The sequence below is a fragment of the Photobacterium lutimaris genome (assembly GCF_003025555.1).
GTDB classification, from domain to species: Bacteria; Pseudomonadota; Gammaproteobacteria; order Enterobacterales; family Vibrionaceae; genus Photobacterium; species Photobacterium lutimaris.
On record NZ_PYMH01000008.1, the window covers coordinates 176486 to 201728 of the forward strand.

Genomic DNA, 25243 nt, shown 5'->3' on the forward strand with positions numbered 1-25243 from the left:
GTGCCCTCTTAATTACTGTCGCCGCCGATGCTGTAAAGCACCTGGCCAATCATATCTTCCAACACCAGCGCCGATCGGGTGTCTTCAATCAAATCCCCTTCCCGGAGCATTTCAATATCTTCATCAATAAAGCCAGGGGAAAGCCCAAGGTACTGCTCACCCAATAGGCCGGAGGTCAAAATGGCCGCCGAACTGGTCTCGGGGAAATAGCCGAATTTTTTCTCTATCGCTAGCGTCACCACCGGCACATAGGTGTCCGTGTCTAAGCTAATCTTGGTAATTTTCCCCACCGTCACCCCACCGACCTTGATCGGCGAGCGGACTTTCAAGCCGCCGATATTGTCGAAGTGCGCCTCGAGGGTGTAGGTTTCCGAGCCACCCAAATTCTGGACATCGGCAACCTTGAAGATCAACACCAGCAGGGCAGCCAGACCAGCCAATACAAAGCTGCCTACCCATAATTCTAGTTTTTTCGTTTGCTGCATCAGTTTTTTCCTGTTGTATTAACGCATTACGGCTGTATCAGTTGCCGAACATCAAGGCGGTTAGGACGAAATCCAAGCCCAGGACAGCCAAAGAAGAATTCACCACAGTACGGGTCGTTGCCCGGCTGATCCCTTCGGAGGTCGGCACCGCATCGTACCCATTGAACACCGCAATCCATGTGACGGTAATGGCAAACACCACCGACTTGATAATGCTGTTACCAATGTCATAGCCAAGGTCAACCGAAGACTGCATCACCGACCAGAAGCTGCCGTAATCAATCCCTTTCCAGTCAACCCCCACCAACTGGCCTCCCCAAATGCCTACGGCGCAGAACAGCATCGTCAGCAGCGGCATCGAAATAACGCCGGCCCAGAAACGTGGGGCAATCACCCGGCGCAGTGGATCCACCGCCATCATCTCCATGCTCGACAGCTGCTCGGTGGTTTTCATCAAGCCGATCTCAGCAGTCAACGCCGAGCCAGCCCGTCCGGCGAACAGCAAAGCGGTCACCACAGGCCCTAGCTCTCGTAACAAAGACAAGGCAACCATCTGGCCAAGACTGGTTTCAGCCCCGAAGTCCACCAGCACAATATAGCCTTGCAGGCTCAGCACCATCCCGATAAACAGGCCGGAGACCAAAATAATCGCTACCGACAGCACGCCAACCGAATACAGCTGACGCAGCAACAACGGGAACATCCTGCCGGGCTGTGGCCGACTGACCAGCGCGCCGTAAAGCACCAGCGTCGCCCGGCCCATGGTCTGGAACATATCCAGTGCCCGCCGGCCCTGACGGGAAACATACTCAGTGATCATGCGTGTTGCTCCTTGCCATCATCCGCAAACAACTCCTGCTCAATGGGCTGGGCGGGGTAGCGGAACGGCACCGGCCCATCGGCGTGGCCATCTATAAACTGACGAATACGCGGATCAGGGTTTGCCAGTAACTCCTCCGGTGTGCCCTGACCGATGACTTGGCTACCGGAAAGAATATAAACATGATCGGCAATACTCATCACCTCGGGCACATCATGGGAAACAATCACCGACGTGATACCGAGCGCCTGATTAAGATCGCGGATCAGTTTTACCAGCACGCCCATGGTGATCGGGTCTTGGCCAACAAAAGGTTCATCATACAAGATGAGCTCAGGATCAAGGGCTATCGCCCTTGCCAGGGCAGCCCGTCGGGCCATCCCCCCAGAGAGTTCGCTCGGCATTAACTGAGCGGCACCGCGCAACCCCACGGCCTCAAGCTTGAGCAAGACCAAAGTACGCAACAAATCGTCCGGTAATTCAGTATGTTCTCGCAGCGGAAACGCAATATTGTCAAATACCGTCATATCCGTGAACAGCGCCCCGGATTGGAACAACATGCTCATTTTCTTACGGGCCTGATACAACTCATTGCGGCCAAGGGCAGGAATATTCCAGTCTTCGAACCAGATCTCACCGCAATCCGGTACAATCTGCCCCCCGATCAGCCGCAGCAAGGTGGTCTTACCGATCCCCGACGGCCCCATAATCGCCGTCACTTTGCCCCTGGGTACATCCAATGACACATCATCGAAAATTTTTCGCTCGCCACGGGAAAAGGTCATATGCCGGATGGAAACCAGCGCCTCTGTCTGCTCCATAGTTACCTTATTTGGCAGTCCTGCCTGTCAAATTGCCGCCCTATTAGCATAACAAGCGACATTATATGAATAGAATTAATTAGTTATCTTTATGTCTTTGATGATAGGTAGATTATGCAACCAACTCAAGGGATGAACTGTAAGAAGTCTGTGATTTCTCGGCCTGATAGACAATCACGGCATACGCCAGCCCAAAACGCCCCCTCTTTGGGTCGGATCCGCCCCGCCCTACTGCGGCGCTGCTCCAAGGCCATAAAAATCCAGCCCTATTAATGAATTTCTCATCCCTTTTGCTTTCTTTTTCATGGCTGAACCGTCAAAATTAGTCTCTTATATTTATCACCCCCAATTGGATCGCTGTCCCACATCCGGCATGCAGTAGTGATTCAATCCCAGCACACTTTTACAAAAGGGATAACAATGCTCGAAGCCATCGTGTTTCTCTGTATCGGACTGACTTTACTGGTATGGAGCGCAGATCGACTTGTTTATGGCGCTGCGGCGCTTGCGAAAAATCTTGGTGTTACACCACTTGTCATAGGTATGACCATTCTGGCGATGGGCTCTTCTGCCCCAGAAATGATGGTATCGGCAACCGCCGCCTTGGAAGGTAAAACAGACACCGCAGTCGGAAATGTGCTGGGCTCCAATATCGCCAATATTGCGCTTATCCTCGGTATCACGGCATTGATCAAACCACTATCTATCAGCTCGGGCATTATCCGTCGTGAGTTGCCGCTGATGATGGGGGTCACTCTGATTGCTGGCGTACTGCTGTGGGACAACCACCTTGGCTTCCTTGAGGGGGTGCTGCTGGTCGTGCTGTTTGTAGCCTTTTTGCTCACGATGCTGAAAATCAGCCGTAATGCCAAAGTGACCGGCGGCGATCCATTGGTTGAAGAGCAGGAGTCCGAAATCCCTGACGGGGTCAGCAACCCCAAAGCCATCATGTGGACCCTGATTGGCTTGGTTCTATTGCCTTTTGCCGCGAGCATGCTAGTCGACTCGGCCGTGATCATAGCCAAGTATTTCGGCATGAGCGATCTGGTGATCGGCCTGACGATTATCGCCATTGGCACCAGCCTGCCAGAGTTGGCGGCTTCGATTGCCAGCCTGTTCAAAGGTGAGGATGATATGGCGGTCGGTAACATCATCGGCTCCAACGTATTCAACATTCTGGCGGTGATGGGGATCCCGGGCTTGCTCAACCCGTCAACCCTAAGCCCGCTGGCGATGGGCCGTGACTACTACGTCATGTTGGGTGTATCGGTATTGCTGGTGCTAATGGCGCTTGGAAAACGTCGCCGAATCAACCGCGTAGAAGGTTTCATCCTGCTGGCAACGTTTATCGCCTATCAAGGTTATCTGTTTTATAATCTAGCGGCCTAATGGAGAGGAATACTATGTCTACAGCGTTTGATTATTGCGAAATTGGCCGAAAAGTTATTGAAATTGAGGCAGATGCACTCAGAGGGCTGACCCACTACATCAATGGTAGCTTCACCGAGGCTTGCCAATTGATCAGTGGATGCAATGGCAAAGTCATTGTCATGGGAATGGGAAAGTCCGGCCATATTGGCAACAAAATGGCGGCAACTCTGGCAAGTACCGGTACACCGGCCTTTTTTGTCCACCCGGGCGAAGCCAGCCACGGTGATTTAGGAATGATCGAGAAAGGCGACGTGGTGCTTGCTATCTCCAATTCAGGGGAAGCATCGGAAATCCTGACTCTGCTGCCGGTGATCAAACGCTTGGGCATTCCACTGATCAGCATGACCGGCAAGCCGGAATCAAGCATGGCGAAACTGTCGCAGATCCACTTGCAGATCACGGTTAACAAAGAAGCCTGCCCGCTCAACTTGGCACCGACGTCCAGCACCACCGCAACGTTGGCGATGGGTGATGCCTTGGCCATTGCCTTGATGGAAGCCCGTGGCTTTACTGCTGACGACTTTGCTCTATCCCACCCGGGCGGCGCATTGGGCCGAAAATTACTGCTGCGAATCAGCGATATCATGCACACCGGTGAACGTCTGCCGGCAGTCAGTGAACAGGCGCTGATCAAGGATGCGTTACTGGAAGTCTCTCGCAAAGGCTTGGGAATGACGGCTATCATTGATAAAGAGCAGCAACTGCTTGGTATCTTTACCGATGGTGATCTCCGCCGCCTACTGGATAACCGTGTTGATATCCACAACACGGCTATCGGTGAGGTGATGACCCGCAGCCCAGCGACAATCAGCGCTGACGTGCTCGCGGCCGAAGGTCTGAAACTGATGGAAGATCGCAAGATCAGCGGCATTCTAGTCACCGATAACGGTGTACTGGTCGGCGCGCTAAACATGCATGATTTACTGAAAGCGGGAGTGATGTAATGCAAATCGAGACCCTATACGGCCCAGTCAGCCAAGCTGTTTTCTCCCATGCCCGCACCATCCAGCTGCTGATCTGCGATGTCGACGGTGTCTTTTCTGACGGCCGCATTTATATGGGCAATGACGGAGAAGAACTAAAGACCTTCCATACCCGCGACGGTTATGGCATCAAATCCTTGATGGGTGCCGGTATCGAAGTGGCGATTATCACCGGCCGTAAATCGGCAATTGTCGAGAACCGGATGTCGGCCCTTGGGATCAAACACGTCTATCAAGGGCAGGACAATAAACTGGCTGCCTACGAGGATATCATTGCCAACCTTGGTATCGCACCGGAACACACCGCCTATGTCGGCGATGATTTGATTGATTGGCCAGTAATGGAAAAAATCGGTCTTTCCGTCTGTGTGGCCGACGGCCACCCCCTATTGGCCCAGCGGGCAGACTTTGTCACCCGAATCCAGGGCGGATTCGGTGCCGTGCGCGAAGTGTGTGATCTGATCCTTGAAGCCCGCGGGGAATTAGATAAACATAAAGGCTTAAGTATATGAGCTTACAACGGCTACTCTATGCGCTGCTGATTGTCTTTTGTGCATGGACAGGCTATTACCTACTTGAGAAGCACTGGGCGGAGGACATCCAGATCGCCCCGGATGCAGAAAAGCCGATTTTCACCGGTAAGTCTGTTGTTAATACATCCTTCAATGAATCTGGGCTGCGCAGCTACCAAATTGATGCCGATTACCTCGAGCATTTCAGCCAGAGCGGCAATACTGATTTTGTCGAACCGGTGTTGTGGGTATACAAGAACGGCAGTGAAACCGAATGGCGGATCAGCGCCAATGAAGCGCGGCTGGATAAAAACCATATCCTGCAAATGACAGGTAATGTCCGTATCTTCAACTTGTTACCAGACTCCGCCGTTCGCGTCATTCAGACCGATACCTTGCGACTGAATTTGGTCAGCAAGGATTTCAACACACCGGATCATGTCATTATTACCGGTGATGCCTTCCAAAATGAAGGGACAGGCATGAAAGGCAACATGGACCGTAACATCGCCACCTTATTAAATAATGTAAAAGGTAGATATGAAGCGCTATAAATTAACGACCCTGCTCTGCCTGTGCCTGAGCACAGCCAGTTGGGCATTGAGTAATGACACCGAGCAGCCTATCTATATCGACTCAGACAACCAGGAGTTGGATATTCAGAAGAATGTCGTGACCTTCACCGGCAATGTCATCCTGCGCCAAGGCAGTATCGATATCCGCGCCGACAGAGTGGTTGTCACCCGTCCTGGTGGCCAGGAAGGCAAAGAAACCATTGATGCTTTCGGCAATCCAGCGACATTCCACCAGCTGATGGATGACGGCAAGCCAATTGATGGCTCAGCCAATAAAATGCGCTACGAGACCGCGACCGAGTTCCTCAAGATGACCGAAGAGGCCATCCTGATCCAAGAAGGCAGCGAAATTAAAGGTAATGTGATCAGCTACCGTATCGACCAGCAGAAATTGGTGGCCGAAAGCAGCAAGAAGCAGCGTGTCACCACGATCCTTCAGCCGAACCAGTTGAACAACGACAAGAAGTAACCACGCTATGGCAACCTTAAAAGCACAACACCTAGCCAAAAGCTACAGCGGCCGCAAAGTGGTTTCTGATGTTAGCCTCAAAGTCGAGTCGGGCAAGATTGTCGGCCTGCTCGGCCCCAACGGCGCGGGCAAGACCACCTCGTTCTACATGATTGTCGGCCTGGTGGCTCGTGATGAGGGCACCATCACCATTGACGATACTGACATCAGCCTGCAGCCGATGCATAACCGTTCACGAATGGGGATTGGCTACTTGCCGCAGGAAGCGTCGATCTTCCGCAAGCTATCGGTCCACGATAACCTGATGGCTGTTCTGCAAACCCGCAAAGAGCTGTCAAAGCTTGAGCGCCAGGAAAAACTGGAAGAATTGTTGGATGAATTCAACATACAGCACATTCGTAACAGCTTGGGTATGGCACTATCAGGGGGTGAGCGGCGGCGAGTAGAAATTGCACGGGCATTGGCCGCCAACCCGAAATTCATCCTGCTCGATGAGCCTTTTGCCGGCGTTGACCCTATATCTGTGATCGACATCAAGAAAATCATCGAACATTTGCGCGATCGTGGCCTTGGCGTACTGATCACCGATCATAATGTTAGGGAAACACTGGATGTCTGCGAGCAAGCCTATATTGTCAGCCAAGGACAACTGATTGCTCACGGTACGCCATCTGAAGTACTCAATGATGAACATGTGAAACGAGTCTATCTGGGCGACCAGTTCCGTCTATAGTTAATTTATAGAGGTTTGATTGAAGCCACTGTGAACGCAGAGGATTCGGTCACTATTTCGGGTACAAGGCAGCAAAAACCAGCGATAAAAATAAAGGTACATACAATAATATGAAAACCTCGCTCCAGCTTAAACTTGGTCAACAATTGGCAATGACGCCTCAGCTCCAGCAAGCTATTCGCTTGTTGCAGTTATCGACTCTGGATTTGCAACAGGAAATCCAAGAGGCACTGGATGCAAACCCGTTACTGGAGCTGGAAGAAGGGACCCAAGAAGCGGGCAACGAGGAAGCTGACGGGAATTCGGCAACTGCCGACACAGCGGATAGCAGCAACGACGACGGTCAGTCCGAAGCTGCTGACGCTGACTCATTTGACACTTCCGATGCCATTGAACAGCAAGAGATGCCGGAAGATCTCCCGGTCGATACCACGTGGGATGATGTCTACAGTGCCAGTACCGGCAATACCGGTATCGCCATGGATGACGACATGCCGGTATACCAAGGCGAAACCACCGAAAGCCTGCAGGATTATCTGATGTGGCAGGTTGAGCTGACCCCGTTCAGTGAAACCGACCGCACTATCGCAACCTCCATCATTGATGCCATCGACGAAAAAGGCTACCTCACCTGCTCTGTCGAAGATATTCTCGAGAGCCAAGGCGATGACGATGTCGAGCTCGATGAAGTCGAAGCCGTCCTCAAGCGTATTCAGCAATTTGATCCGCTTGGCGTGGCCTCCCGCAACCTGCAGGAATGCCTACTGCTGCAACTGGCAACCTTCCAGCCGGATACCCCTTGGCTTACCGAAGCCCGGACGCTGCTGACTGATTACATCGACCTGCTGGCAAACCGTGATTACCGTCAGCTAATGCGTGACACCAAGCTCAAAGAGCCTGAACTCAAGCAAGTCATGCAGTTGATCCATGGTTTGGAGCCACGACCAGGTAACCGCGTGGTGACCTCAGATACCGAATATGTCGTCCCTGATGTGTCGGTATTCAAAGATCACGGCAAATGGGTGGTCACCATCAACCCAGACAGTGTGCCGCGGATCAAAGTCAATGAACAGTACGCTGCTCTGAGCAAGAGTACCCGCAACTCGGCTGACAGCCAGTTTATCCGCACCCATTTGCAAGATGCCAAATGGCTGATCAAAAGCTTAGAAAGCCGCAACGAAACCTTATTGAAAGTCGCCCGCTGCATTGTCGAGCACCAACAGGACTTCTTCGAATATGGCGAGGAAGCCATGAAGCCAATGGTACTCAACGATATCGCACTGGCGGTCGATATGCATGAATCCACCATATCCCGTGTGACGACGCAGAAATACATGCACACGCCGCGTGGGATCTTTGAATTGAAATACTTCTTCTCTAGTCACGTCAGCACCGACAACGGAGGCGAGTGTTCATCCACAGCCATCCGGGCCTTGGTGAAAAAGCTGGTAGCCGCCGAGAATCAGGCCAAACCGCTTAGTGACAGCAAGATAGCGACATTTCTGGCGGACCAAGGAATCATGGTAGCAAGAAGGACTATTGCTAAATACCGTGAATCATTGGGTATCCCGCCGTCCAATCAGCGAAAACGTCTGCTCTAACAGACACCACAAGAAGGAAGATGTCTATGCAAATCAATCTCACTGGCCACCATGTAGAAATTACCCCATCCATGCGTGAGTACGTGGAGACGAAGTTCAATAAGCTAGAGCGGTTTTTCGATAAAATCAATAATGTCCATGTCATCCTGAACGTTGAAAAGCTCCAACAAGTCGCTGAAGCGACACTACATATTAACGCTGGAGAAATCCACGCAAAAGCGGATTCGGAAAATATGTATGCCGCTATTGATGCATTAACTGATAAACTGGTTCGTCAACTTAACAAACACAAAGATAAGCTCAACAACCACTGAATCATGCAACTGAGTAATGTATTGAGCCTGGACTGCACGAAAAGTGCAGTCCCTTGCTCCAGCAAAAAGCGTGCCTTGGAAATCATCAGCGAAGTCGCTGCCAAGCACCTAGACCAAAACCCCCAGCCGCTGTTCGAGTGTATGCTCAACCGTGAGAAGATGGGCAGTACCGGTATCGGCAACGGTATCGCGATCCCGCATGGCCGGATCAGCAGCAGCGATCAAGCCATTGCCGTGCTCATCCAGTGCCAGGCCCCCATCCAATTCGACGCCATCGACAACCAACCTGTGGATCTGCTCTTTGCCTTGCTTGTTCCTGACGAGCAGTGCCAGCAGCACCTCAAGACCCTGTCCAGCATGGCTGAAAAACTGAGTAACAAACAGATTTGTAAGCAGCTACGCACCGCAAAAAGTGACGAAGAGCTTTATCAAATCCTGACCTGTGATTCATAATGAACGCCACACTCTCCATGAATGTTAAGGATTGCCAGCCATGATGTTAATGGTCGTAAGCGGACGCTCGGGTTCAGGAAAATCCATCGCCCTGCGGGTATTGGAAGATCTTGGCTATTACTGTGTTGATAACCTTCCGGTTAACCTACTTCCTCAGTTCATTGAGACCCAGCAAGGCAACCAGCAAAATATCGCCGTCAGTATTGATGTGCGCAACATGCCCGATGATCCCGAAGAAATCAGCCATACCTTGGACACCCTCGGTGATGACGTCGATGTCAATGTGATCTACCTTGATGCCGATGACAAGACACTGGTCAAGCGCTACAGCGAAACCCGCCGTCTGCACCCGCTATCACGCCATGGTATGACCCTGGAGCAAGCAATTTTGTCGGAAAGTACCCAGCTTTCCAGCCTCAAGGCCCGGGCAGATCTAGTAATAGATACCACCACCAAGTCGATTCATGACTTGAGTGAAACGGTCCGCTCACGGGTACTGGGCCGTGAGTCGCGCGAGCTGATCATGGTATTCGAGTCCTTCGGCTTCAAGTACGGCCTGCCCAACGACGCCGACTATGTATTCGATGTCCGCTTCTTACCGAATCCACACTGGATCCCTGAGCTCAAGCCACTCACGGGCTTAGATCAGGGAGTCAAAGATTACCTGTCGGGCCATGCCGAGGTTAGCCAACTGATCTATCAGGTACGGAACTTCATTGAAACCTGGCTGCCAATGCTAGAGAAAAATAACCGCAGCTATATCACCGTCGCCATAGGCTGTACCGGTGGCCAACACCGCTCGGTCTATATTACTCAGCAACTGGCAGAGTATTTCCGCTACGAAGGCCACCAAGTTCAGGTGAGGCACCGCACGCTGGAAAAAAGCAAATAATGACCGTTTTCTCACGTGAACTGTTTATCAAAAACCGCCTGGGCCTCCATGCCCGGGCTGCCATCAAACTGGTTGAGCTGGCACAGAGTTTCGAGTCCAGTATCACCATCCGCAATGGTGAAAAGAGTGCCACCGCTGACAGTGTCATGGGACTCCTGATGCTCGAGTCAGCCCAAGGCCAACAGGTCGTAGTCTGCGCCAAAGGTGATGATGCCGAGCAGGCTATCAAGGCTGTCAGCACACTGATCGAAGCGGGCTTTGATGAAGAAAATTAACCGGATCAACCCCCTAAAACGTTAACGCCGGTAACCTCGCCGGCCGCTCCTCACCGGCAACCAAGCCGCTAGTGCAATAATTCATCAATTCCTCTCACATCTGGTGAGACACACCCCGATGATTGCGTTAAAATTCAATTTATTGCGCTGTTATACCATCTCGTCATCCGCCACTTGTCAGGCGGGTACACTGAGGTATTTCACATCTGAGTCATTTGGGGTACTGCAAACAATGGCCGATGTCATCGATCAAGATCAAACTCATCAAACGCTGCAAGAAGTCAACCGAGCGCTTGAAAACGGCATGTTTGTCCATGTCCGCCGCATGCTCCAGGATATGGAGCCGGAAGATATTGCCCACCTGCTAGAGGCTTCCCCGCCCAAAGAGCGTCAGGTTCTGTGGCAGCTAACCGATCCCGAAGAACAGGGTGAAATCCTTGACGAACTCTCAGAAGACGTCAAAGACGGTATTGTTGCCCAGATGGCACCGGATAAGCTGGCGGCTGTCACCGAAGGGATGGAAACGGATGACGTCGCCTACGTCCTGCGTAGCCTTCCCGACAGCAAGTACCAAGAAGTACTGGCCCAGATGGATGCCACCGACCGGCACCGAGTAGAAAAGGCGTTGGCCTATCCGGAGGAAACCGCCGGTGGGATCATGAGCACCGACTTTATTACCATCCGCAGCGATGTCACTGCAGATGTCGTACTTCGCTACTTGCGCATGAAAAGCGAGCTACCGGAAGCTACCGATGCCCTGTATGTTGTCGACCAGAACGAGAAACTGATCGGGCATTTGTCTCTTGCGACCCTGATCACCACCCAGCCAGACACCGAAATCCATGACGTGATGGACGACGCTGACGAAGCGATCCCGGTCGATATGGACGATGGCGAAGTGGCCAACCTGTTCGAGCGCCGTAACTGGCTGTCAGCCCCGGTTGTTGATGCCGACAACCAGCTCGTCGGCCGTATTACGATCGATGATGTGGTCGATATTATCCGTGAAGACGCCGAGCACTCGATGATGAGCATGGCGGGTATGGATGACGACGAAGATACCTTTGCACCGGTGGTCAAGTCGGCCAAGCGACGCAGCATCTGGCTGGGTGTCAACGTGCTGGCCGCGCTGGCCGCCGCATCGGTATCGAACCTGTTCGAAGAAACGCTGGAACAAATGGCAGCGATTGCCATCCTGATGACCATCGTGCCGTCAATGGGTGGTGTAGCTGGCAACCAAACCGTTGCCCTGGTGATCCGCGGCTTGGCCGTCGGCCACATCGGGGAAACCAACACCCGCTGGCTATTAAGCAAAGAAGCCCGGGTAGGCCTGCTCAACGGCCTTCTTTGGGCGGCGATTATTGGCGGTGTAGTGGTGCTCTGGAAGGGTAACCTGTTGCTAGGTGCCATTATTGCCGGCGCGATGCTGACCAACCTGCTGGTCGCCGGGGTGGCCGGGGTTTGTATTCCGATTATGCTTAAGAAGATGAACATCGACCCGGCTTTGGCTGGCGGGATGGCCCTGACCACCATTACCGATATCATCGGTCTATCCGTCTTCCTCGGCTTGGCGACCCTATTTCTTGTCTAAACCGTTTATATAAATCGTTAAGTCCAAACGACAGACATAAAAAAAGCGAGAGCAACAATGCTCTCGCTTTTTTATGGCGAGTTCCTGGATCCTAGAACCTAGAAACAGCTCTCTCTAGGAGCTAGGATCTATCTCCTAGGATCCCGAGGGTTATTCACCCGCGATCTTCATGCTATCAAGCAACATTGACCCGGTTTGGATCTGACTGCGGGTTTCGGTATCGGTCCCAATGGCCACGATATTTTGCATCATATCTTTGAGGTTACCGGCAATGGTAATTTCACTGACCGGGTATTGGATTTCACCGTTTTCAACCCAGAAACCCGCTGCACCACGGGAGTAATCACCGGTCACGATGTTAACGCCCTGGCCCATCAGCTCGGTCACCAACAGACCGCGGTCCATCTTCTTGAGCATCTGCTCGAAGCTCTCACCGGTCGAGTTCACCAACCAGTTATGGATACCACCGGCATGCCCAGTAGGCTGGCGGCCAAGCTTGCGGGCAGCATAGCTCGTCATCAAGTACGATTGCAGGCGGCCATCCTGGATAATCTCAAGATCTTTGGTTGCCAGGCCTTCGCTATCAAATGGCGTACTGGCCATGCCACGCAGGATATGAGGGCGCTCACTGATGTTGAGCCACTCTGGGAAGATCTGCTCACCCAGCTTATCAAGCAAGAATGACGATTTACGATACAGGTTAGAACCGCTGATCCCCATCACCAAGTGACCAAACATACCGGTCGCAATATCGGCTGCAAACATCACCGGCGCTTCTCGGGTTGACAGTTTATGCGGGTCAACACGGCCAGCTGTTCGCTCAGCAGCATGGCGGCCAACCGTTTCCGGCGTCCACAGCTCGCTGGCACAGCGTGCCGTCGTATAGCTATAGTCGCGCTCCATCTCGCCGTTCTTGCCCTCGGCAATCACACAACAGCTGGTGCTGTGGCGACTCGAGGCATAGCTAGCCAGCATACCGTGGCTATTGCCGTAGACGCGGATCCCGTAATGACTATCGTAGCTGGCACCGTCGCTCTGCTTGATACGAGGATCAAACTCCAGCGCCGCCTGCTCGGCTCGGGCAGCAATTTCAGCGGCATGATCCGGCTCAGGCTCATCCGGGTGGAACAGATCCAAATCAGGGATATCTTTGGCCATCAGCTCAGCAGGACCGGGACCGGCAAACGGGTCTTCGGATGTATAGCGAGCGATATCCAGCGCCGCCGCAACCGTCTGGGCAATCGCCTTTTCGCTCAGGTCCGACGTCGAGGCACTGCCTTTACGCTGACCACGATAGACCGTGATACCCAGAGCCCCATCGCTGTTGAACTCGACATTCTCGACTTCGCACATCCGGGTCGATACGCTGATCCCTGTGGTTTTATTAATCGCGACTTCCGCTGCATCAGCTTGCTGACCGGCAACTTCCAGAGCTTTTGCCACTGCGGCCTCTAGTTCCACACGCTGCTGGGCAACCTGTTCTCTCACGTCCATACTTATCGTCTCAAAAATGGCCATTCCGTTCAGGTCACGCTTTCAGCGTGAAGGATAAGCCAATGAATTGGGTATTACTCTTAGGATAACACTGCCTAGGTGGAATTTGCGCCCCAAATCGCGATTAAACTGGTAAAATAAAAACCAAATGCAATCGTCATGAGCCTGTTATGAGCCGTAAAAACCAAAAAGCCCCATGGGAACCGGAAGAAGAAATCATCTGGGTCAGTAAATCCGAGATGAAACGCGACATGGATGCCCTCCAGAAGCTAGGTGAACAGCTGGTTGAGCTTAAACCTAATGCACTCGCCAAAGTGCCTCTTGATGAAGAGATGCTTGAAGCCGTTAAAGACGCCCAGCGTTTCAACAAAGAAGCGCGCCGCCGTCAACTACAGCGCATCGGTAAACTGATGCGCCAGGTTGACGTTGAGCCTATCCAAGCGGCATTGGACAAGCTGAACAACAAGCACAACCAAGCAACAGCCGAACTAAAGAAGCTTGAGCAAAAGCGCGACAGGCTAATTGAAAACGGCGATAGCATGATTAACGCTATCATGGTTGATCACCCAGACGCTGATCGCCAGCGCCTGCGCCAACTTGTTCGCCAAGCCAACAAAGAAAAGGCCCAGGGTAAGCCAGCTAAAGCGTACCGCGAAATTTTCCAGTACCTCAAAGCGCTGTACCTGACTGACTAAACAACCGCTTTGTTGTTTGTTGATACGCCGATACAAAAAAGCCAGCTTTCGCTGGCTTTTCTTTTATACCAATCTGGATAAATCGTTGGTCAAGTATTTATGTAGGTTGGTATTACTGAGTTCCGCCCACTGTCATGGATTCTATTTTCAGGGTTGGCTGCCCTACGCCGACAGGTACGCTCTGGCCGGCTTTGCCACAGACACCAACACCGCGGTCAATATCCAAGTCGTTACCGACCATAGACACCTGCTGCATCGCTTCGATACCGCTGCCGATCAGAGTTGCCCCTTTAATCGGGCGGGTGATCTTACCGTTTTCAATCAGGTAAGCTTCCGATGCCGAGAACACGAACTTGCCCGATGTAATATCGACCTGGCCACCACCGAAGTTCGGCGCATAAACACCTTGCTTAACGCTGGCAATGATCTCTTCCGGCGTATGTTCACCCGGCAACATGTAGGTATTGGTCATACGTGGCATTGGCAGGTGCGCATAAGACTCACGACGACCATTACCCGTCGGAGCCACCCCCATCAAGCGGGCATTGAGCTTGTCTTGCATGTAGCCCTTGAGCTTCCCCCCTTCAACCAGCATGTTGTACTGGCCCGGCGTTCCCTCATCATCGATATTGATCGAGCCTCGGCGATCAGCCAGGGTGCCGTCATCGACAATGGTACACAGACTGGATGTCACCTGCTGGCCCATCTGGCCCGAGAACATCGACGAGCCTTTGCGGTTGAAGTCACCTTCCAGACCATGGCCAACCGCTTCATGCAACAATACCCCTGGCCAGCCCGCGCCTAGCACCACCGGCATGGTGCCAGCTGGCGCCTCATCGGCATCGATATTGATCAGCGCCTGGCGGATCGCCTCATCGGCATAGTTCAGGGCAACGGTTTTGCCATTGCCTTCATCGGTTTGGAAATACTCATAACCATAACGGCCACCGCCACCGGCACTACCGTGCTCACGCTTGTCACCTTTTTCAATCAATACACTGACAGAAAGACGGACCAACGGACGGATATCTGCTGCATAAGTGCCGTCCAACGCGGCAACCAACACTTGCTCATACACCCCGTTGATACTGACAGAGACCTCTTTGACCAAAGGCTCCTTGGTACGGATATAGCGGTCGATTTCCTCAAGCAGGGCAATCTTCTGGTATTTGTCGAAGCTATCCAGAGGGTTAACCGGTGCATAGATTTCTTGTGCTGTAACAGGCGCAAACGCCTTTACCTGACCGTTACCACCGCTGCGGGTAATACCGCGGGCCGCCTTGGCACTTTGTTGCAAGGCTAACTGGTTGATTTGATCGGAATAGGCAAAGCCGGTCTTTTCCCCCGACACCGCCCTGACACCGACACCACGATCAATGTTAAACGAGCCGTCTTTAATGATGCTGTCTTCAAGCACCAAAGACTCATGCCAGCATGACTGGAAGTAAATATCGGCATAATCGACATTGCGTGCCGCTACCAGCCCCAATACTTGGTTTAGCTCTTCACGTCCCAACCCTGACTGGGCCAGCATTGTGTTTTCTACAGTTTCCAGCGTCATTTAATTTGCTCTTATATTCATCATTGCCAGCCAGCCCCTCTGCCGGTCAGCCCTCACGTTGCTGAACACTGAACTTTGCGTGCTCAACAAGTGGCATGTTTGTTCGGATCGCCTTACTCAAATCAAGATCGACATCGGCTATCATCACCCCGGTCCCCTGTTGCTGGCAGGCAACCACCTGCCCCCAAGGATCAACAATCATCGAGTGTCCCCAGGTCTCCCGCTGATCATTGTGCTCCCCCCACTGGGCAGCTGCAACCATCCAGCACTGGGTTTCAACGGCACGGGCTCGTAACAATAGTTCCCAATGGGCCTTGCCGGTCACTTTGGTAAATGCCGCGGGGACCACGATAATATCCGCCCCCTGCTCACGCAGGGCAGCATAGAGTTGCGGAAACCTAACATCATAACAGATAGATAAACCGATGTTGCCAAACGGCGTGGTGATCACCTTGGTTTCACGCCCGGCACGGAATGTGTCGGATTCACGGTAGCTATGGTGGGCATCGTCAATTTCCACATCAAACATATGCAGCTTGTCGTAATGCCCCTGGAGCTGCCCCTGATCATCAAACAGCAAAGCGGTGGACGTAATGGCGCCATCGAGCTGACGGACAGGCATCGAGCCAATCAACACCCAGATCCCCAATTGCTTGGCCAGTGCGGCCACTTCGGCCTGCAGCGGACCTTCGCCGAGATACTCAGCATGGGCTCTGTAATCGTCGCTAGAACCGAACACCAGACAATTTTCCGGTGTCACAACCAGTTTTGCCCCCTGCAACTGCAGGCCTTTGAGTTTCATCTTCAGGTGCTTAAGATTGGTCTGCGGATCAGCCCCTGAAGTCATTTGTACAATACCGAATTTAGCCATCTGCATTCTCCCTTTGCTGCCGCTAGTCAGCCACCAGTAAGGGTAGCTGCTCTACGGGTATTGTTGTTATTTTGCGTCCTTATCCTTACCTTCCAGTATCTCAGAGACATTGTACTCGCCGGTAAAGCGCGACTGCTCGGTGACAACCGGTGCGTCAATCGGCCCTTTCACCACATAGTTAACTTGAGTGAATACATCCAGAACAGGCGAGAGTGCCGTTGAAATAGCAAAGACATAAATTGCCGTTTGGGGCGCTACCGCAAACGCGGTCAGAACGGGAATTCCTGATGTGAAATCAGGGATGAATCTCACCCTCGCATCGACCGTCTCATTGACAAGGTTAGCACTTCCGCGGATAAACATGTCACCGGCAAGCGCCTGCATCTTGATATTGTCAGTCTCGAACCGGCCATTTTCAATGCGGCCACTACCACGGATATAGTTGAATGCCAGCCCCTCGTCAAAAATCCCTGAGAAATCAAGCTGCATCCGGCGGATCAGCGAATCAATACTAAACAATCCAAGCAAACGGCCCGCACCGCCGATATCGCTGATGCTCCCCTGTCCAGTTTCCGACTTCAGCTCACCGGTCAAGGTCTCACGGTGCATCGACCAGGGCGCGCCTTGCCACTGGATAGAGGCATAGGTACTGAATGTCGCTCCCTGGATCCCACCGGTAATACCAAAGCGTCCCATCAAATCTGAACTGTTCTGGCCATCAATATCAAAAGCGATTTGGGTCTCACTGCGATCGCCATCAAGGCTCCAGTGTCCATCAAGGTTGAGCGATGTGGCACCGGAGTCCACGGTAAAGTTTCTCAGCTCCAGCATATTGCCCTCACGGCGCAACTTACCAGACACCTCCCCGAGACGATAACCCTGCAGCCACGCATCGCGCAAGACCAAGTCAACCTCCGGCATATTGGCCATCATATTGCGATCAAAATCGGTCGCCGTCGGGATATCGCGCTGCGGTTTATATTTTTCCCTGATCTCCGTGTCATCGCTCGGCGGCAAGTTCAAATGGAAGGTATCGATCGTCAAATCCAACGGCTGCCCCTGCGGCCAGCGTGCTTGCCCTTTTGCTTCCCGGCTATCGAGCCGGAACTGCCATGTATTGGCAAGTTTGTTCGCCGACAAGTCAACCCGGTTCCAATCCAATGCGCCCAATTTAAGCTGGCGAACCTTCGCATTAATACGGGACGGAACGGGAATATCCGGCTTCACCGATGCGCTGCCGGAAGCAGCCTCTGCTTCAACTTTGTCATGAACAGCCGAAATCAAATCAACCCAGCGGTCGCCATCAACCTTATCGGCCACAATATCCAAGCCGTGCTCACGGGTTGCAAGCGCACGCAGCGCAGTACGACCAATTGCCATCTGGCTGGCATCAATATTAAGCTTCTCACCGGTAAGGTTAATCTTGGCTTGGTAGAGTACGTCCGGCAGTGTTGCCTTACCGATCAATGCCTGCCCGTTGCCAGTCACATCAAGCCTAAACGCATCAGGACTACCTGACTTCAGTGTCAGCGGATAAGGCAATGAACTAACGGCATCGGCCAAGGCCGCTTCAATCCCGACCTGATATTCAAAGCCGGTATCGTTGAGATCAACGCCAACGCTGCCTTGCCAGCGGCTGCGGCCCTTCACCTTGGCCAACAACGGGTCCTGTACCTGTTGCTGCAGGGTTTCGATTTGCCAATCACCACTGAGAGCAACATCGACCCGGTACCCATCCGCTACGCTGTTACCGGTAAAGCCCACGGTAAGCGGTTGCGCCAGCAAGTTCGCGGTGAGAGTGTCCGCCGAGACCTTGTCATCATCAAACGTAATAGTTCCGCTCGCCCCTTCAAGGGTGAGCGGCGGCGCTTCAAGCTGTACTTGGTTATCCGTCAGCTCGGCACTGCCCCAAGCCCTGACATCGGTGCCGTCAAACGGAATATCGAGTTTGAACTGCGAGGTAACCGGTCCACCGACCTGAACCGTCGTCAGCGCCGCCCCCACCGAGTCCACCAGCGGAGTTGCCAACATATAATCACGTACCTGCTCGCCATCGGCAGCCACATCAACGTTCAGTTTCAAGTGGCCATCACTGCTTAGCTCGGCATCGCCCGTCACCCGGGATGCCGTCGCGCCCAGGGTTTTGGCATGCGTCGCATCGAGGTACATAAAATCATTTTCAAACAGCAGGTCGAGCTTAAGATCGGTCAACTCCGGCCATGCGGTATCAAAGCTGAACGTGCCGTTGCGCAACGGGACATAGGCCTGAAAAACACCATCCTGGTTGCCATAGGGGAAATCAGAAAGCTCGCCATACCACAGCAGCTGGGCTGACTTAGCCTGACCACCGCGGATCGCTGCCGACAGGTAATCGGTCAGACTGCGGCCCAGCGCCAAGGTGGGTAGGTAGCGCCAGGTCTCGCCGGCATTGCTCAGGCTCGCTTCGCCGTAGAATGACAACCAAGACGGCGCATCGGCCGGGAAGTCCAGCCTAAATTGCCCATCGACCTTAAGGTGCGGGGTGGCCACATCTATCTTATCGCTCCACAAACGCCAACCGTCATCGCCAACTTGCCAATAGGCCGCCACATCGGCCGAATTGATATTGAGCGGTGCCTGGAAGACTTCACCATATGGCAATTCATCGTCTTGCAGGCTAACGACCGCGCGCCCCCCCTCGGTGGTGCCCGCAACCACAGCATCCAGCTTGTGGATCCCCGGCAGTAGCGCCCACTGTTTCATCCCCAGTTGGTGAACCTGAAAAGAGAACTGCGGCGCTGTGCCTTGATTTGCAGCGACCCGTAGCTCGCTGATCTGGCCCGATGGCTGCAATGTCGACAGCACATCGACCAGCTCGCTGTCATCCGGCAGGAAAGTCGTAAAGGGTTGCAGGTGGGTAAGCGAAAGTTTGCTCACTGCCAGCTTCCAGTCACCCGGTCGCCAACTGACCGCAATATCCAATGCTGGCCAAGGCTTCCCATCGGTTTCCAATACCATTTTGTCACTGTCAATGCGCCAACCCGGCTTGCCGTTATCATCATCCAGTGGCAGAAGCTTTACCAACCCTTGCTTCACCCGGAACTGGTGCTTATCTTCGCCCAGCTGCCAGCGCAGGAAGCTGTCATCGAGCTTGACCACGCTCTGCTGCAAGGCACCATTGGATAACGTCAGCCACACTTCGGCATTAAGGTTACTACCTATGATATTGGCATCAGTCAGGTGCTGCTTGTTCAGCCACGGGGTCACAGAAAGGTTACGCGCCTGAAGATAGATGTCACCGGACATCTTGGCCCAAGAGCGGTTATCGGAAAGGTTAGCAATCACTTGCATTTGGCTAAAGTGGGTATCGGCGATACTGACTACCCCTTCCGCCCGGCGCTGGCGGTTATGGGTATCCCACTTCAACTCCTGAATGTCGATCGTCAGCTTCTCATCGGCCGGGGACATTAAGGTTATATCTGAATTACGAACAGAGAACTGACCCAACTGAACAAACAGCAGCTCTTCCAGCCGCTCAATTGTCGCCATCTGGCTGCGCTCTGAGTCGGCGGTTTTCTCACTGCCGTTACCCGACAAACGGGTAAGGTCCAAACTCAGCTCATCAATCCGGAGATCTTGAAATACCGGACTGAGGCTAAGCACCGACCCCAGCATATCGAGCTGCATCGAGACATCGCCAACCTTGACCAGCGATTCGGGGGCCCCCGGCAGGTTAACCTTAACCCCCTGTAGCACTAAAGACGGGCCGGCGTTGCGCCAATGGCCTTCAACCAACTCAATCTCGAGCCTCATATCGACTTGTTCGGAGACCCATTGGCGGATCGGCTCACGGTATTCATTGAGCTGGGGAAGGTAAAAACGCAGACCGCTGATCGCAACAGCGGCCAGTACCAACACTGTCAGTACCAGCCACATCAATCCACGTGCCAGCCGAACTGGAACTGTTGTCACACTATTGCCCCGCTTTACATCATCACGACATCAAAATGTTCTTGTATGTACAGTGGCTCGGCTTTGACTTTCACCTGCTTGCCGATGAAAACTTCTAGCTCAGCAAGCGCATGATACTCATCGCCAGCCAATACTTCAGCCACAGCCGGAGACACATATACCACAAACCTGTCCGCATCGTAGGCACGGTTGACTCGGGTGATTTCACGCAGAATTTCGTAGCAAACACTTTCGACGGTCTTCACCGTACCACGCCCCTCACAGGTCGGGCAGGTATCGCACAGAACATGCTCGATACTCTCTCGGGTTCGCTTACGAGTCATTTCAACCAAGCCCAGCTGGGTAAAACCATTGATGTTGGTCTTCACCCTATCGTAGGACAGTGCTTGCTCCAACGCCACCAGCACCCGGCGACGGTGATCGTCGTGGGCCATATCGATAAAGTCGATAATGATGATCCCGCCCAGGTTGCGCAGTCGTAACTGGCGGGCAATGGCCTTGGTTGCCTCGATATTGGTGTTGAAGATAGTCTCTTCAAGATTACGGCGGCCAACAAAGGCACCGGTGTTGATATCGACGGTCGTCATCGCCTCGGTTTGATCGATGATCAGGTAACCGCCCGATTTCAGCTCGACCTTGCGATCGAGCGAGCGCTGAATTTCATTTTCGGTGTCGAACAAATCAAAAATTGGCTGCTCGCCGGCATAGTATTCCAGCTTTTCACTCAGCTCAGGGACAAACTCATCGGTAAATTCCTTGAGTTTCTCGAAGCCCAAACGCGAATCGACCAGGATGCTGTCGAGTTCGGTACCAACGAAGTCACGCAAGATACGCTGCGCCAGTCCCAACTCACCGTAGAGCATGGACTTCGGTTTGTATTTGGCACGGCGCTCAAGAACTTTACGCCACAGGTGCTTAAGGAACGCGGCATCTTGCGCCATTTCTTCGTCGGTCGCCCCTTCCGCTGCGGTACGGATAATGAAGCCACCGAGATCATCGCAGTATTCATTGACCACCGCTTTTAGGCGCTCGCGTTCATCTTCACTCTCAATGCGCTGCGACACGCCGACATGGCTTGCGCCCGGCATGAAGACCAAGTAGCGAGATGGCAAGGTTACATCGGTGGTCAGGCGTGCCCCTTTGGTGCCCAATGGATCTTTAACCACCTGCACCACCAGATCCTGGCCCTGGCGAACCAACTCTGAAATATCACGTACCTGAAACTGCTGTTTCTCGTTTTCCGCCACACACTCGGTATGGGGAACAATATCTGATGCGTGCAGGAACGCTGCTTTTTCAAGGCCGATATCAACAAAAGCGGCCTGCATACCCGGCAACACACGGCTGACTCGCCCTTTATAAATATTGCCAACAATCCCACGCTTGGACTCACGTTCGATATGGACTTCCTGAAGGCTCCCCGCCTCGATCATGGCGACACGAGTCTCACTCGGGGTCACGTTAATTAGCAGCTCTGTGCTCATGGTTGCCTCTAATTTGATAAACCTAAAAAGTTTTGAACCATGATGTCGGTTTCCACCAAAGGTAACCCCACCACAGCGTAATAACTGCCATCGATACGCTCGACGAACTTGCCGCCGATCCCCTGAATGCCATAGCTTCCTGCTTTGTCCTGTGGCTCACCACTGTGCCAGTAGTCTTCGATTTCTTTTTCCGACAGTGTTTTGAACCACACATCGGTAACGACCAACTGGGTTTCTTGGCGCTCATGACTGGCCACGGTCACAGCCGTCATTACCTGATGTCGCTTGCCTGACAGCAGGCGCAGCATCTGCTGGGCATCATCAAAGTCCTTGGGTTTTTCCAAGATACGTTCGCCCGCGACGACTATCGTATCGGCACCTAGCACCGGCGCCCTGCCTGCAACTGCGCTAACCCCGGCCAGCGCTTTGTCCACTGACAAGCGCTGAACATAGTCTTCAGGCGACTCGCCTGCCTGATGCTGTTCTTCAACATCCACCACGACCCGCTCAAACTGGTAGCCAAGCTGGGTCAGGAGTTCTTTACGGCGCGGAGAGCCCGAGGCCAAATACAGTTGCGGTGTCGACATGATATCATTCATTTTCTTTTGTGTGATAAATCAATGTGATCCATTCAAGCACGCTCGATGTGTCTGGTTACACCCTAGCATTGAACGGATCCCATTGGGAGACTAATTTAACGAATTGAGAGCTTACGTCGTATCCGCCGCAGCAGCAGGAATAACCACGGCCATAACAAGAAGTTAAGTAACACGGCCCATAGCCGCTCCGGGTTAAAAGTGATCACCGATACCAGGTATTCGGCCCAGAACTCGACTAACTTTCCGCCCAGCGTCAGTAAGGCAACCAGCATGGCCTGCTGCCATAAGGATAGATTACGTAACACCTGGAAGTTAAGTGCGACGATGTAGCACAATACAGCCATCATCAGCCCCCGCACACCCAGTGTCGAGCCGAGCATCAAATCCCACAGTAAACCCAGGAACAATGCCGTCCCGACATTCACCCGGTGCGGCAGTGCCAGAACCCAGTAAAAGGCGACCAATACCACCCAGGATGGGCGGAAAGGCTCCAGCTCACCCGGCCAAGGGGCAGCTTGTAAAATCAGCGCAATTAAAAACGACAGCCAAATCCAAATCCGGCCGTGAGCGCGACTATTTGCCACTATTGAACTCTCCCTCAGTCAAGGTTTCACGCGGGGTTGGCCATACCAACAACAGATAACGCAGACGATCGAACTGAACGGTTGGCTTTGCCTTGATCTGGGCAAACGGACGCTTGTTATCAAACGAAAACTCTGTCACATAGGCAATCGGGTACCCTTCCGGGTAACGGCCACCTAAGCCTGAGCTCACCAGCAGATCGCCCACTTCGATGTCGGTACTGCTTGGCACGTGCTCCAACTGGATTTGATCAACCTGACCGCTGCCAGAGGCTATGACCCGAATATCATTGCGGACCACCTGAACCGGGATTGCATGAGTTGGGTCAATCAACAGCAAAACTCGGCTGTTGTGGGCCCCCACGTACGAAACCTGACCGACAATCCCCTTTTCGTTGATCACCGGCTGGCCTTCATAGACCCCGTCGACCCGGCCCTTGTCGATCATCACCTGATGACTATAAGGATCGGAATCCACCGCCATCACCTCGGCGATCAGCTTTTTCTCATCGCGGACAAACGGCGAGCCCAGCAGTTCACGCAGGCGTTGGTTTTCTTGTTTTAACTGTTCCAGAAGCAATACATCGCTCTGCTGAACCAGCAGATCACGTTGCAAGGCTTTGTTTTCTGCCAGCAGACGCCGGTGCGAGCTGAACTGTCCGGATACCCCACCGAGCAAGTCCCGCGGCAGGTTAGCCGCATATTGCAACGGGGAGATGGCCGAATTGAGCAGGTAACGGACGTTGGCAAAGGCGTCAAGACGACTGTCGGCTAGCATAAGGCCAACCGACAGTAAAATGGCTAGAAACAGGCGCAGTTGCAGGGAAGGCCCCCTGCCAAAGATAGGTTTCATGTAACACTATAACCTGTTTGTCGACATGCCCGAGCGGGCATTATTCTTCGCTGAATAGATCGCCACCGTGCATGTCGATCATTTCCAGGGCCTTGCCGCCGCCACGGGCAACACAAGTTAGCGGCTCATCGGCCACAACCACTGGAATACCGGTTTCTTCGGTCAGTAGACGGTCAAGGTCACGCAGCAGCGCACCACCACCGGTCAATACCATACCGCGCTCGGAGATATCCGATGCCAGCTCTGGTGGACACTGCTCGAGTGCAACCATAACTGCAGATACGATGCCTGTCAGCGGCTCTTGCAACGCTTCTAGGATTTCGTTGGAGTTCAGGGTAAAGCTACGTGGCACACCTTCAGCGAGGTTACGGCCGCGCACTTCGATTTCACGCACTTCATCACCCGGGTAAGCCGAACCGATTTCGTGCTTGATGCGCTCAGCGGTCGCTTCACCGATCAGGCTGCCGTAGTTACGGCGTACGTAGTTGATAACCGCTTCATCGAAACGGTCACCACCGATACGGACAGACGATGAGTACACCACGCCGTTAAGCGAGATCACGGCAACTTCCGTCGTACCACCACCGATATCGATCACCATCGAGCCGGTTGCCTCAGACACTGGCATGCCAGCACCGATCGCTGCCGCCATTGGCTCATCGATCAAGTACACTTCACGGGCACCTGCACCTTGGGCAGATTCACGGATAGCACGGCGTTCAACCTGAGTAGAGCCACAAGGAACCGCAACTAGAACTCGTGGGCTTGGACGCAGCAGGCTGTTGTCATGTACCTGCTTGATAAAATGCTGAAGCATTTTCTCAGTAACATAAAAGTCCGCGATAACACCGTCTTTCATCGGACGGATTGCCGCAATATTGCCTGGAGTACGGCCCAGCATCTGCTTGGCGTCGTGACCGACAGCAGCCACACTCTTAGTTGCTCCGGCACGATCCTGACGGATCGCGACTACTGATGGTTCATCCAGTACGATGCCCTGTCCTTTGACATAAATAAGGGTATTGGCTGTACCCAAGTCAATAGACAGGTCATTAGAAAACATGCCACGAAGTTTTTTAAACATAGTCTTCGGCTAATCCTGCAAGCTCACAAATTCGTTAAATTGCGCTAAATGTATCAAGGGGGGCGGATCGAGACAAGGTAAGCTTTGTCAAACCTGCCACAGATCGGCATTTTAT

25 protein-coding genes are annotated in these 25243 nt (G+C 53.0%); 13 read left to right on the forward strand and 12 right to left on the reverse strand.

Going from position 1 to position 25243, the window contains the following annotated elements:
* Positions 1 to 8: 8 nt before the first annotated feature.
* Genes mlaD through mlaF form a run of 3 tightly spaced genes read right to left on the reverse strand, consistent with a single transcriptional unit; the run spans position 9 to position 2126 of the window.
* Positions 9 to 485, reverse strand: a complete 477-nt coding sequence (mlaD, locus tag C9I99_RS17030) for an outer membrane lipid asymmetry maintenance protein MlaD (protein ID WP_107350052.1) — start codon at positions 483 to 485, stop codon at positions 9 to 11.
* A gap of 37 nt (positions 486 to 522) precedes the next feature.
* The gene (gene mlaE, locus C9I99_RS17035) at positions 523 to 1305 is read right to left on the reverse strand and encodes a lipid asymmetry maintenance ABC transporter permease subunit MlaE (RefSeq protein ID WP_107350053.1); all 783 of its coding nucleotides are present in this window, start codon (positions 1303 to 1305) and stop codon (positions 523 to 525) included.
* A complete protein-coding gene (mlaF, locus tag C9I99_RS17040) occupies positions 1302 to 2126 on the reverse strand; it encodes a phospholipid ABC transporter ATP-binding protein MlaF (RefSeq protein ID WP_107350054.1) in 825 nt (274 codons plus the stop codon). Before mlaF ends, mlaE begins: the two co-directional genes overlap by 4 nt.
* A 420-nt stretch (positions 2127 to 2546) precedes the next feature.
* On the opposite strand from mlaF, the gene C9I99_RS17045 reads away from it, so the two are divergent.
* From C9I99_RS17045 to mgtE, 12 genes are all read left to right on the forward strand, one after another.
* Positions 2547 to 3515: a calcium/sodium antiporter gene (locus tag C9I99_RS17045; RefSeq protein ID WP_107350055.1), complete on the forward strand. Its 969-nt coding sequence runs from the start codon at positions 2547 to 2549 to the stop codon at positions 3513 to 3515.
* A 14-nt stretch (positions 3516 to 3529) separates the two neighbouring features.
* Complete coding sequence (locus C9I99_RS17050; RefSeq protein WP_107350056.1) at positions 3530 to 4501, forward strand: KpsF/GutQ family sugar-phosphate isomerase; 972 nt, start codon at positions 3530 to 3532, stop codon at positions 4499 to 4501.
* Complete coding sequence (gene kdsC, locus C9I99_RS17055) at positions 4501 to 5052, forward strand: 3-deoxy-manno-octulosonate-8-phosphatase KdsC (RefSeq protein ID WP_107350057.1); 552 nt, start codon at positions 4501 to 4503, stop codon at positions 5050 to 5052. The genes C9I99_RS17050 and kdsC overlap by 1 nt, the downstream gene beginning before the upstream one ends.
* Positions 5049 to 5606: an LPS export ABC transporter periplasmic protein LptC gene (lptC, locus tag C9I99_RS17060; RefSeq protein ID WP_107350058.1), complete on the forward strand. Its 558-nt coding sequence runs from the start codon at positions 5049 to 5051 to the stop codon at positions 5604 to 5606. Before kdsC ends, lptC begins: the two co-directional genes overlap by 4 nt.
* A complete protein-coding gene (gene lptA, locus C9I99_RS17065) occupies positions 5593 to 6096 on the forward strand; it encodes a lipopolysaccharide transport periplasmic protein LptA (RefSeq protein WP_107350059.1) in 504 nt (167 codons plus the stop codon). Before lptC ends, lptA begins: the two co-directional genes overlap by 14 nt.
* Positions 6097 to 6103: 7 nt before the next feature.
* Complete coding sequence (lptB, locus tag C9I99_RS17070) at positions 6104 to 6829, forward strand: LPS export ABC transporter ATP-binding protein (RefSeq protein ID WP_107350060.1); 726 nt, start codon at positions 6104 to 6106, stop codon at positions 6827 to 6829.
* Positions 6830 to 6939: 110 nt separating this feature from the next.
* Positions 6940 to 8430, forward strand: coding sequence for an RNA polymerase factor sigma-54 (locus C9I99_RS17075; protein WP_107350061.1), 1491 nt, complete (start codon positions 6940 to 6942; stop codon positions 8428 to 8430).
* Between the two features lie 26 nt (positions 8431 to 8456).
* On the forward strand, positions 8457 to 8744 hold the full coding sequence (hpf, locus tag C9I99_RS17080) for a ribosome hibernation promoting factor (protein ID WP_107350062.1): 288 nt from the start codon (positions 8457 to 8459) through the stop codon (positions 8742 to 8744).
* A gap of 3 nt (positions 8745 to 8747) precedes the next feature.
* Complete coding sequence (gene ptsN, locus C9I99_RS17085; RefSeq protein WP_107350063.1) at positions 8748 to 9197, forward strand: PTS IIA-like nitrogen regulatory protein PtsN; 450 nt, start codon at positions 8748 to 8750, stop codon at positions 9195 to 9197.
* A 40-nt stretch (positions 9198 to 9237) separates the two neighbouring features.
* The gene (gene rapZ / locus C9I99_RS17090) at positions 9238 to 10089 is read left to right on the forward strand and encodes an RNase adapter RapZ (RefSeq protein WP_107350064.1); all 852 of its coding nucleotides are present in this window, start codon (positions 9238 to 9240) and stop codon (positions 10087 to 10089) included.
* Positions 10089 to 10364: an HPr family phosphocarrier protein gene (locus tag C9I99_RS17095; protein ID WP_107350065.1), complete on the forward strand. Its 276-nt coding sequence runs from the start codon at positions 10089 to 10091 to the stop codon at positions 10362 to 10364. The genes rapZ and C9I99_RS17095 overlap by 1 nt, the downstream gene beginning before the upstream one ends.
* 232 nt (positions 10365 to 10596) lie before the next feature.
* On the forward strand, positions 10597 to 11955 hold the full coding sequence (mgtE, locus tag C9I99_RS17100; RefSeq protein WP_107350115.1) for a magnesium transporter: 1359 nt from the start codon (positions 10597 to 10599) through the stop codon (positions 11953 to 11955).
* Between the two features lie 150 nt (positions 11956 to 12105).
* Here the strand turns inward: mgtE and pmbA are convergent, their stop codons facing one another.
* Positions 12106 to 13449, reverse strand: coding sequence for a metalloprotease PmbA (pmbA, locus tag C9I99_RS17105; RefSeq protein WP_107350066.1), 1344 nt, complete (start codon positions 13447 to 13449; stop codon positions 12106 to 12108).
* Positions 13450 to 13619: 170 nt separating this feature from the next.
* Between pmbA and yjgA the strand changes: the two genes are divergently transcribed.
* Positions 13620 to 14144 carry a ribosome biogenesis factor YjgA gene (gene yjgA / locus C9I99_RS17110; RefSeq protein WP_107350067.1) on the forward strand — a complete coding sequence of 175 codons (525 nt, stop codon included), beginning with the start codon at positions 13620 to 13622 and terminating at the stop codon, positions 14142 to 14144.
* A gap of 112 nt (positions 14145 to 14256) precedes the next feature.
* Here yjgA and tldD read toward each other — a convergent pair whose 3' ends face one another.
* From tldD to C9I99_RS17150, 8 genes are all read right to left on the reverse strand, one after another.
* A complete protein-coding gene (gene tldD, locus C9I99_RS17115) occupies positions 14257 to 15705 on the reverse strand; it encodes a metalloprotease TldD (RefSeq protein WP_107350068.1) in 1449 nt (482 codons plus the stop codon).
* Between the two features lie 46 nt (positions 15706 to 15751).
* Entirely contained in the window at positions 15752 to 16576 is an 825-nt protein-coding gene (locus C9I99_RS17120; RefSeq protein WP_107350069.1) for a carbon-nitrogen hydrolase family protein, read from the reverse strand.
* A gap of 66 nt (positions 16577 to 16642) precedes the next feature.
* Positions 16643 to 20527, reverse strand: a complete 3885-nt coding sequence (locus C9I99_RS17125) for a YhdP family protein (protein ID WP_107350070.1) — start codon at positions 20525 to 20527, stop codon at positions 16643 to 16645.
* 14 nt (positions 20528 to 20541) lie between these two features.
* Positions 20542 to 22011 (reverse strand): ribonuclease G, encoded by a 1470-nt coding sequence (rng, locus tag C9I99_RS17130; RefSeq protein ID WP_107350071.1) that lies wholly within the window; start codon positions 22009 to 22011, stop codon positions 20542 to 20544.
* Between the two features lie 8 nt (positions 22012 to 22019).
* Positions 22020 to 22598, reverse strand: a complete 579-nt coding sequence (locus tag C9I99_RS17135) for a Maf family protein (protein ID WP_107350116.1) — start codon at positions 22596 to 22598, stop codon at positions 22020 to 22022.
* Positions 22599 to 22705: 107 nt separating this feature from the next.
* Positions 22706 to 23194, reverse strand: a complete 489-nt coding sequence (gene mreD / locus C9I99_RS17140) for a rod shape-determining protein MreD (protein ID WP_107350072.1) — start codon at positions 23192 to 23194, stop codon at positions 22706 to 22708.
* Positions 23184 to 24044: a rod shape-determining protein MreC gene (gene mreC / locus C9I99_RS17145; protein WP_107350073.1), complete on the reverse strand. Its 861-nt coding sequence runs from the start codon at positions 24042 to 24044 to the stop codon at positions 23184 to 23186. The genes mreD and mreC overlap by 11 nt, the downstream gene beginning before the upstream one ends.
* A 40-nt stretch (positions 24045 to 24084) precedes the next feature.
* Positions 24085 to 25128: a rod shape-determining protein gene (locus C9I99_RS17150; RefSeq protein WP_107350074.1), complete on the reverse strand. Its 1044-nt coding sequence runs from the start codon at positions 25126 to 25128 to the stop codon at positions 24085 to 24087.
* Between the last annotated feature and the right edge of the window lie 115 nt (positions 25129 to 25243).

Bases quoted from the DNA above. Each gene is read 5' to 3' on its own strand.
- rapZ (WP_107350064.1), top strand. From the start codon at position 9,238: ATGATGTTAATGGTCGTAAGCGGACGCTCGGGTTCAGGAAAATCCATC.
- C9I99_RS17135 (WP_107350116.1), bottom strand. From the start codon at position 22,598: ATGTCGACACCGCAACTGTATTTGGCCTCGGGCTCTCCGCGCCGTAAA.
- pmbA (WP_107350066.1), bottom strand. From the start codon at position 13,449: ATGGACGTGAGAGAACAGGTTGCCCAGCAGCGTGTGGAACTAGAGGCC.
- C9I99_RS17095 (WP_107350065.1), top strand. From the start codon at position 10,089: ATGACCGTTTTCTCACGTGAACTGTTTATCAAAAACCGCCTGGGCCTC.
- mlaF (WP_107350054.1), bottom strand. From the start codon at position 2,126: ATGGAGCAGACAGAGGCGCTGGTTTCCATCCGGCATATGACCTTTTCC.
- tldD (WP_107350068.1), bottom strand. From the start codon at position 15,705: ATGACGCTGGAAACTGTAGAAAACACAATGCTGGCCCAGTCAGGGTTG.
- C9I99_RS17050 (WP_107350056.1), top strand. From the start codon at position 3,530: ATGTCTACAGCGTTTGATTATTGCGAAATTGGCCGAAAAGTTATTGAA.
- C9I99_RS17120 (WP_107350069.1), bottom strand. From the start codon at position 16,576: ATGGCTAAATTCGGTATTGTACAAATGACTTCAGGGGCTGATCCGCAG.
- mreC (WP_107350073.1), bottom strand. From the start codon at position 24,044: ATGAAACCTATCTTTGGCAGGGGGCCTTCCCTGCAACTGCGCCTGTTT.
- mlaD (WP_107350052.1), bottom strand. From the start codon at position 485: ATGCAGCAAACGAAAAAACTAGAATTATGGGTAGGCAGCTTTGTATTG.
- C9I99_RS17045 (WP_107350055.1), top strand. From the start codon at position 2,547: ATGCTCGAAGCCATCGTGTTTCTCTGTATCGGACTGACTTTACTGGTA.
- yjgA (WP_107350067.1), top strand. From the start codon at position 13,620: ATGAGCCGTAAAAACCAAAAAGCCCCATGGGAACCGGAAGAAGAAATC.
- hpf (WP_107350062.1), top strand. From the start codon at position 8,457: ATGCAAATCAATCTCACTGGCCACCATGTAGAAATTACCCCATCCATG.
- kdsC (WP_107350057.1), top strand. From the start codon at position 4,501: ATGCAAATCGAGACCCTATACGGCCCAGTCAGCCAAGCTGTTTTCTCC.
- ptsN (WP_107350063.1), top strand. From the start codon at position 8,748: ATGCAACTGAGTAATGTATTGAGCCTGGACTGCACGAAAAGTGCAGTC.
- rng (WP_107350071.1), bottom strand. From the start codon at position 22,011: ATGAGCACAGAGCTGCTAATTAACGTGACCCCGAGTGAGACTCGTGTC.
- lptB (WP_107350060.1), top strand. From the start codon at position 6,104: ATGGCAACCTTAAAAGCACAACACCTAGCCAAAAGCTACAGCGGCCGC.
- lptA (WP_107350059.1), top strand. From the start codon at position 5,593: ATGAAGCGCTATAAATTAACGACCCTGCTCTGCCTGTGCCTGAGCACA.
- lptC (WP_107350058.1), top strand. From the start codon at position 5,049: ATGAGCTTACAACGGCTACTCTATGCGCTGCTGATTGTCTTTTGTGCA.
- mlaE (WP_107350053.1), bottom strand. From the start codon at position 1,305: ATGATCACTGAGTATGTTTCCCGTCAGGGCCGGCGGGCACTGGATATG.
- mgtE (WP_107350115.1), top strand. From the start codon at position 10,597: ATGGCCGATGTCATCGATCAAGATCAAACTCATCAAACGCTGCAAGAA.
- C9I99_RS17150 (WP_107350074.1), bottom strand. From the start codon at position 25,128: ATGTTTAAAAAACTTCGTGGCATGTTTTCTAATGACCTGTCTATTGAC.
- C9I99_RS17075 (WP_107350061.1), top strand. From the start codon at position 6,940: ATGAAAACCTCGCTCCAGCTTAAACTTGGTCAACAATTGGCAATGACG.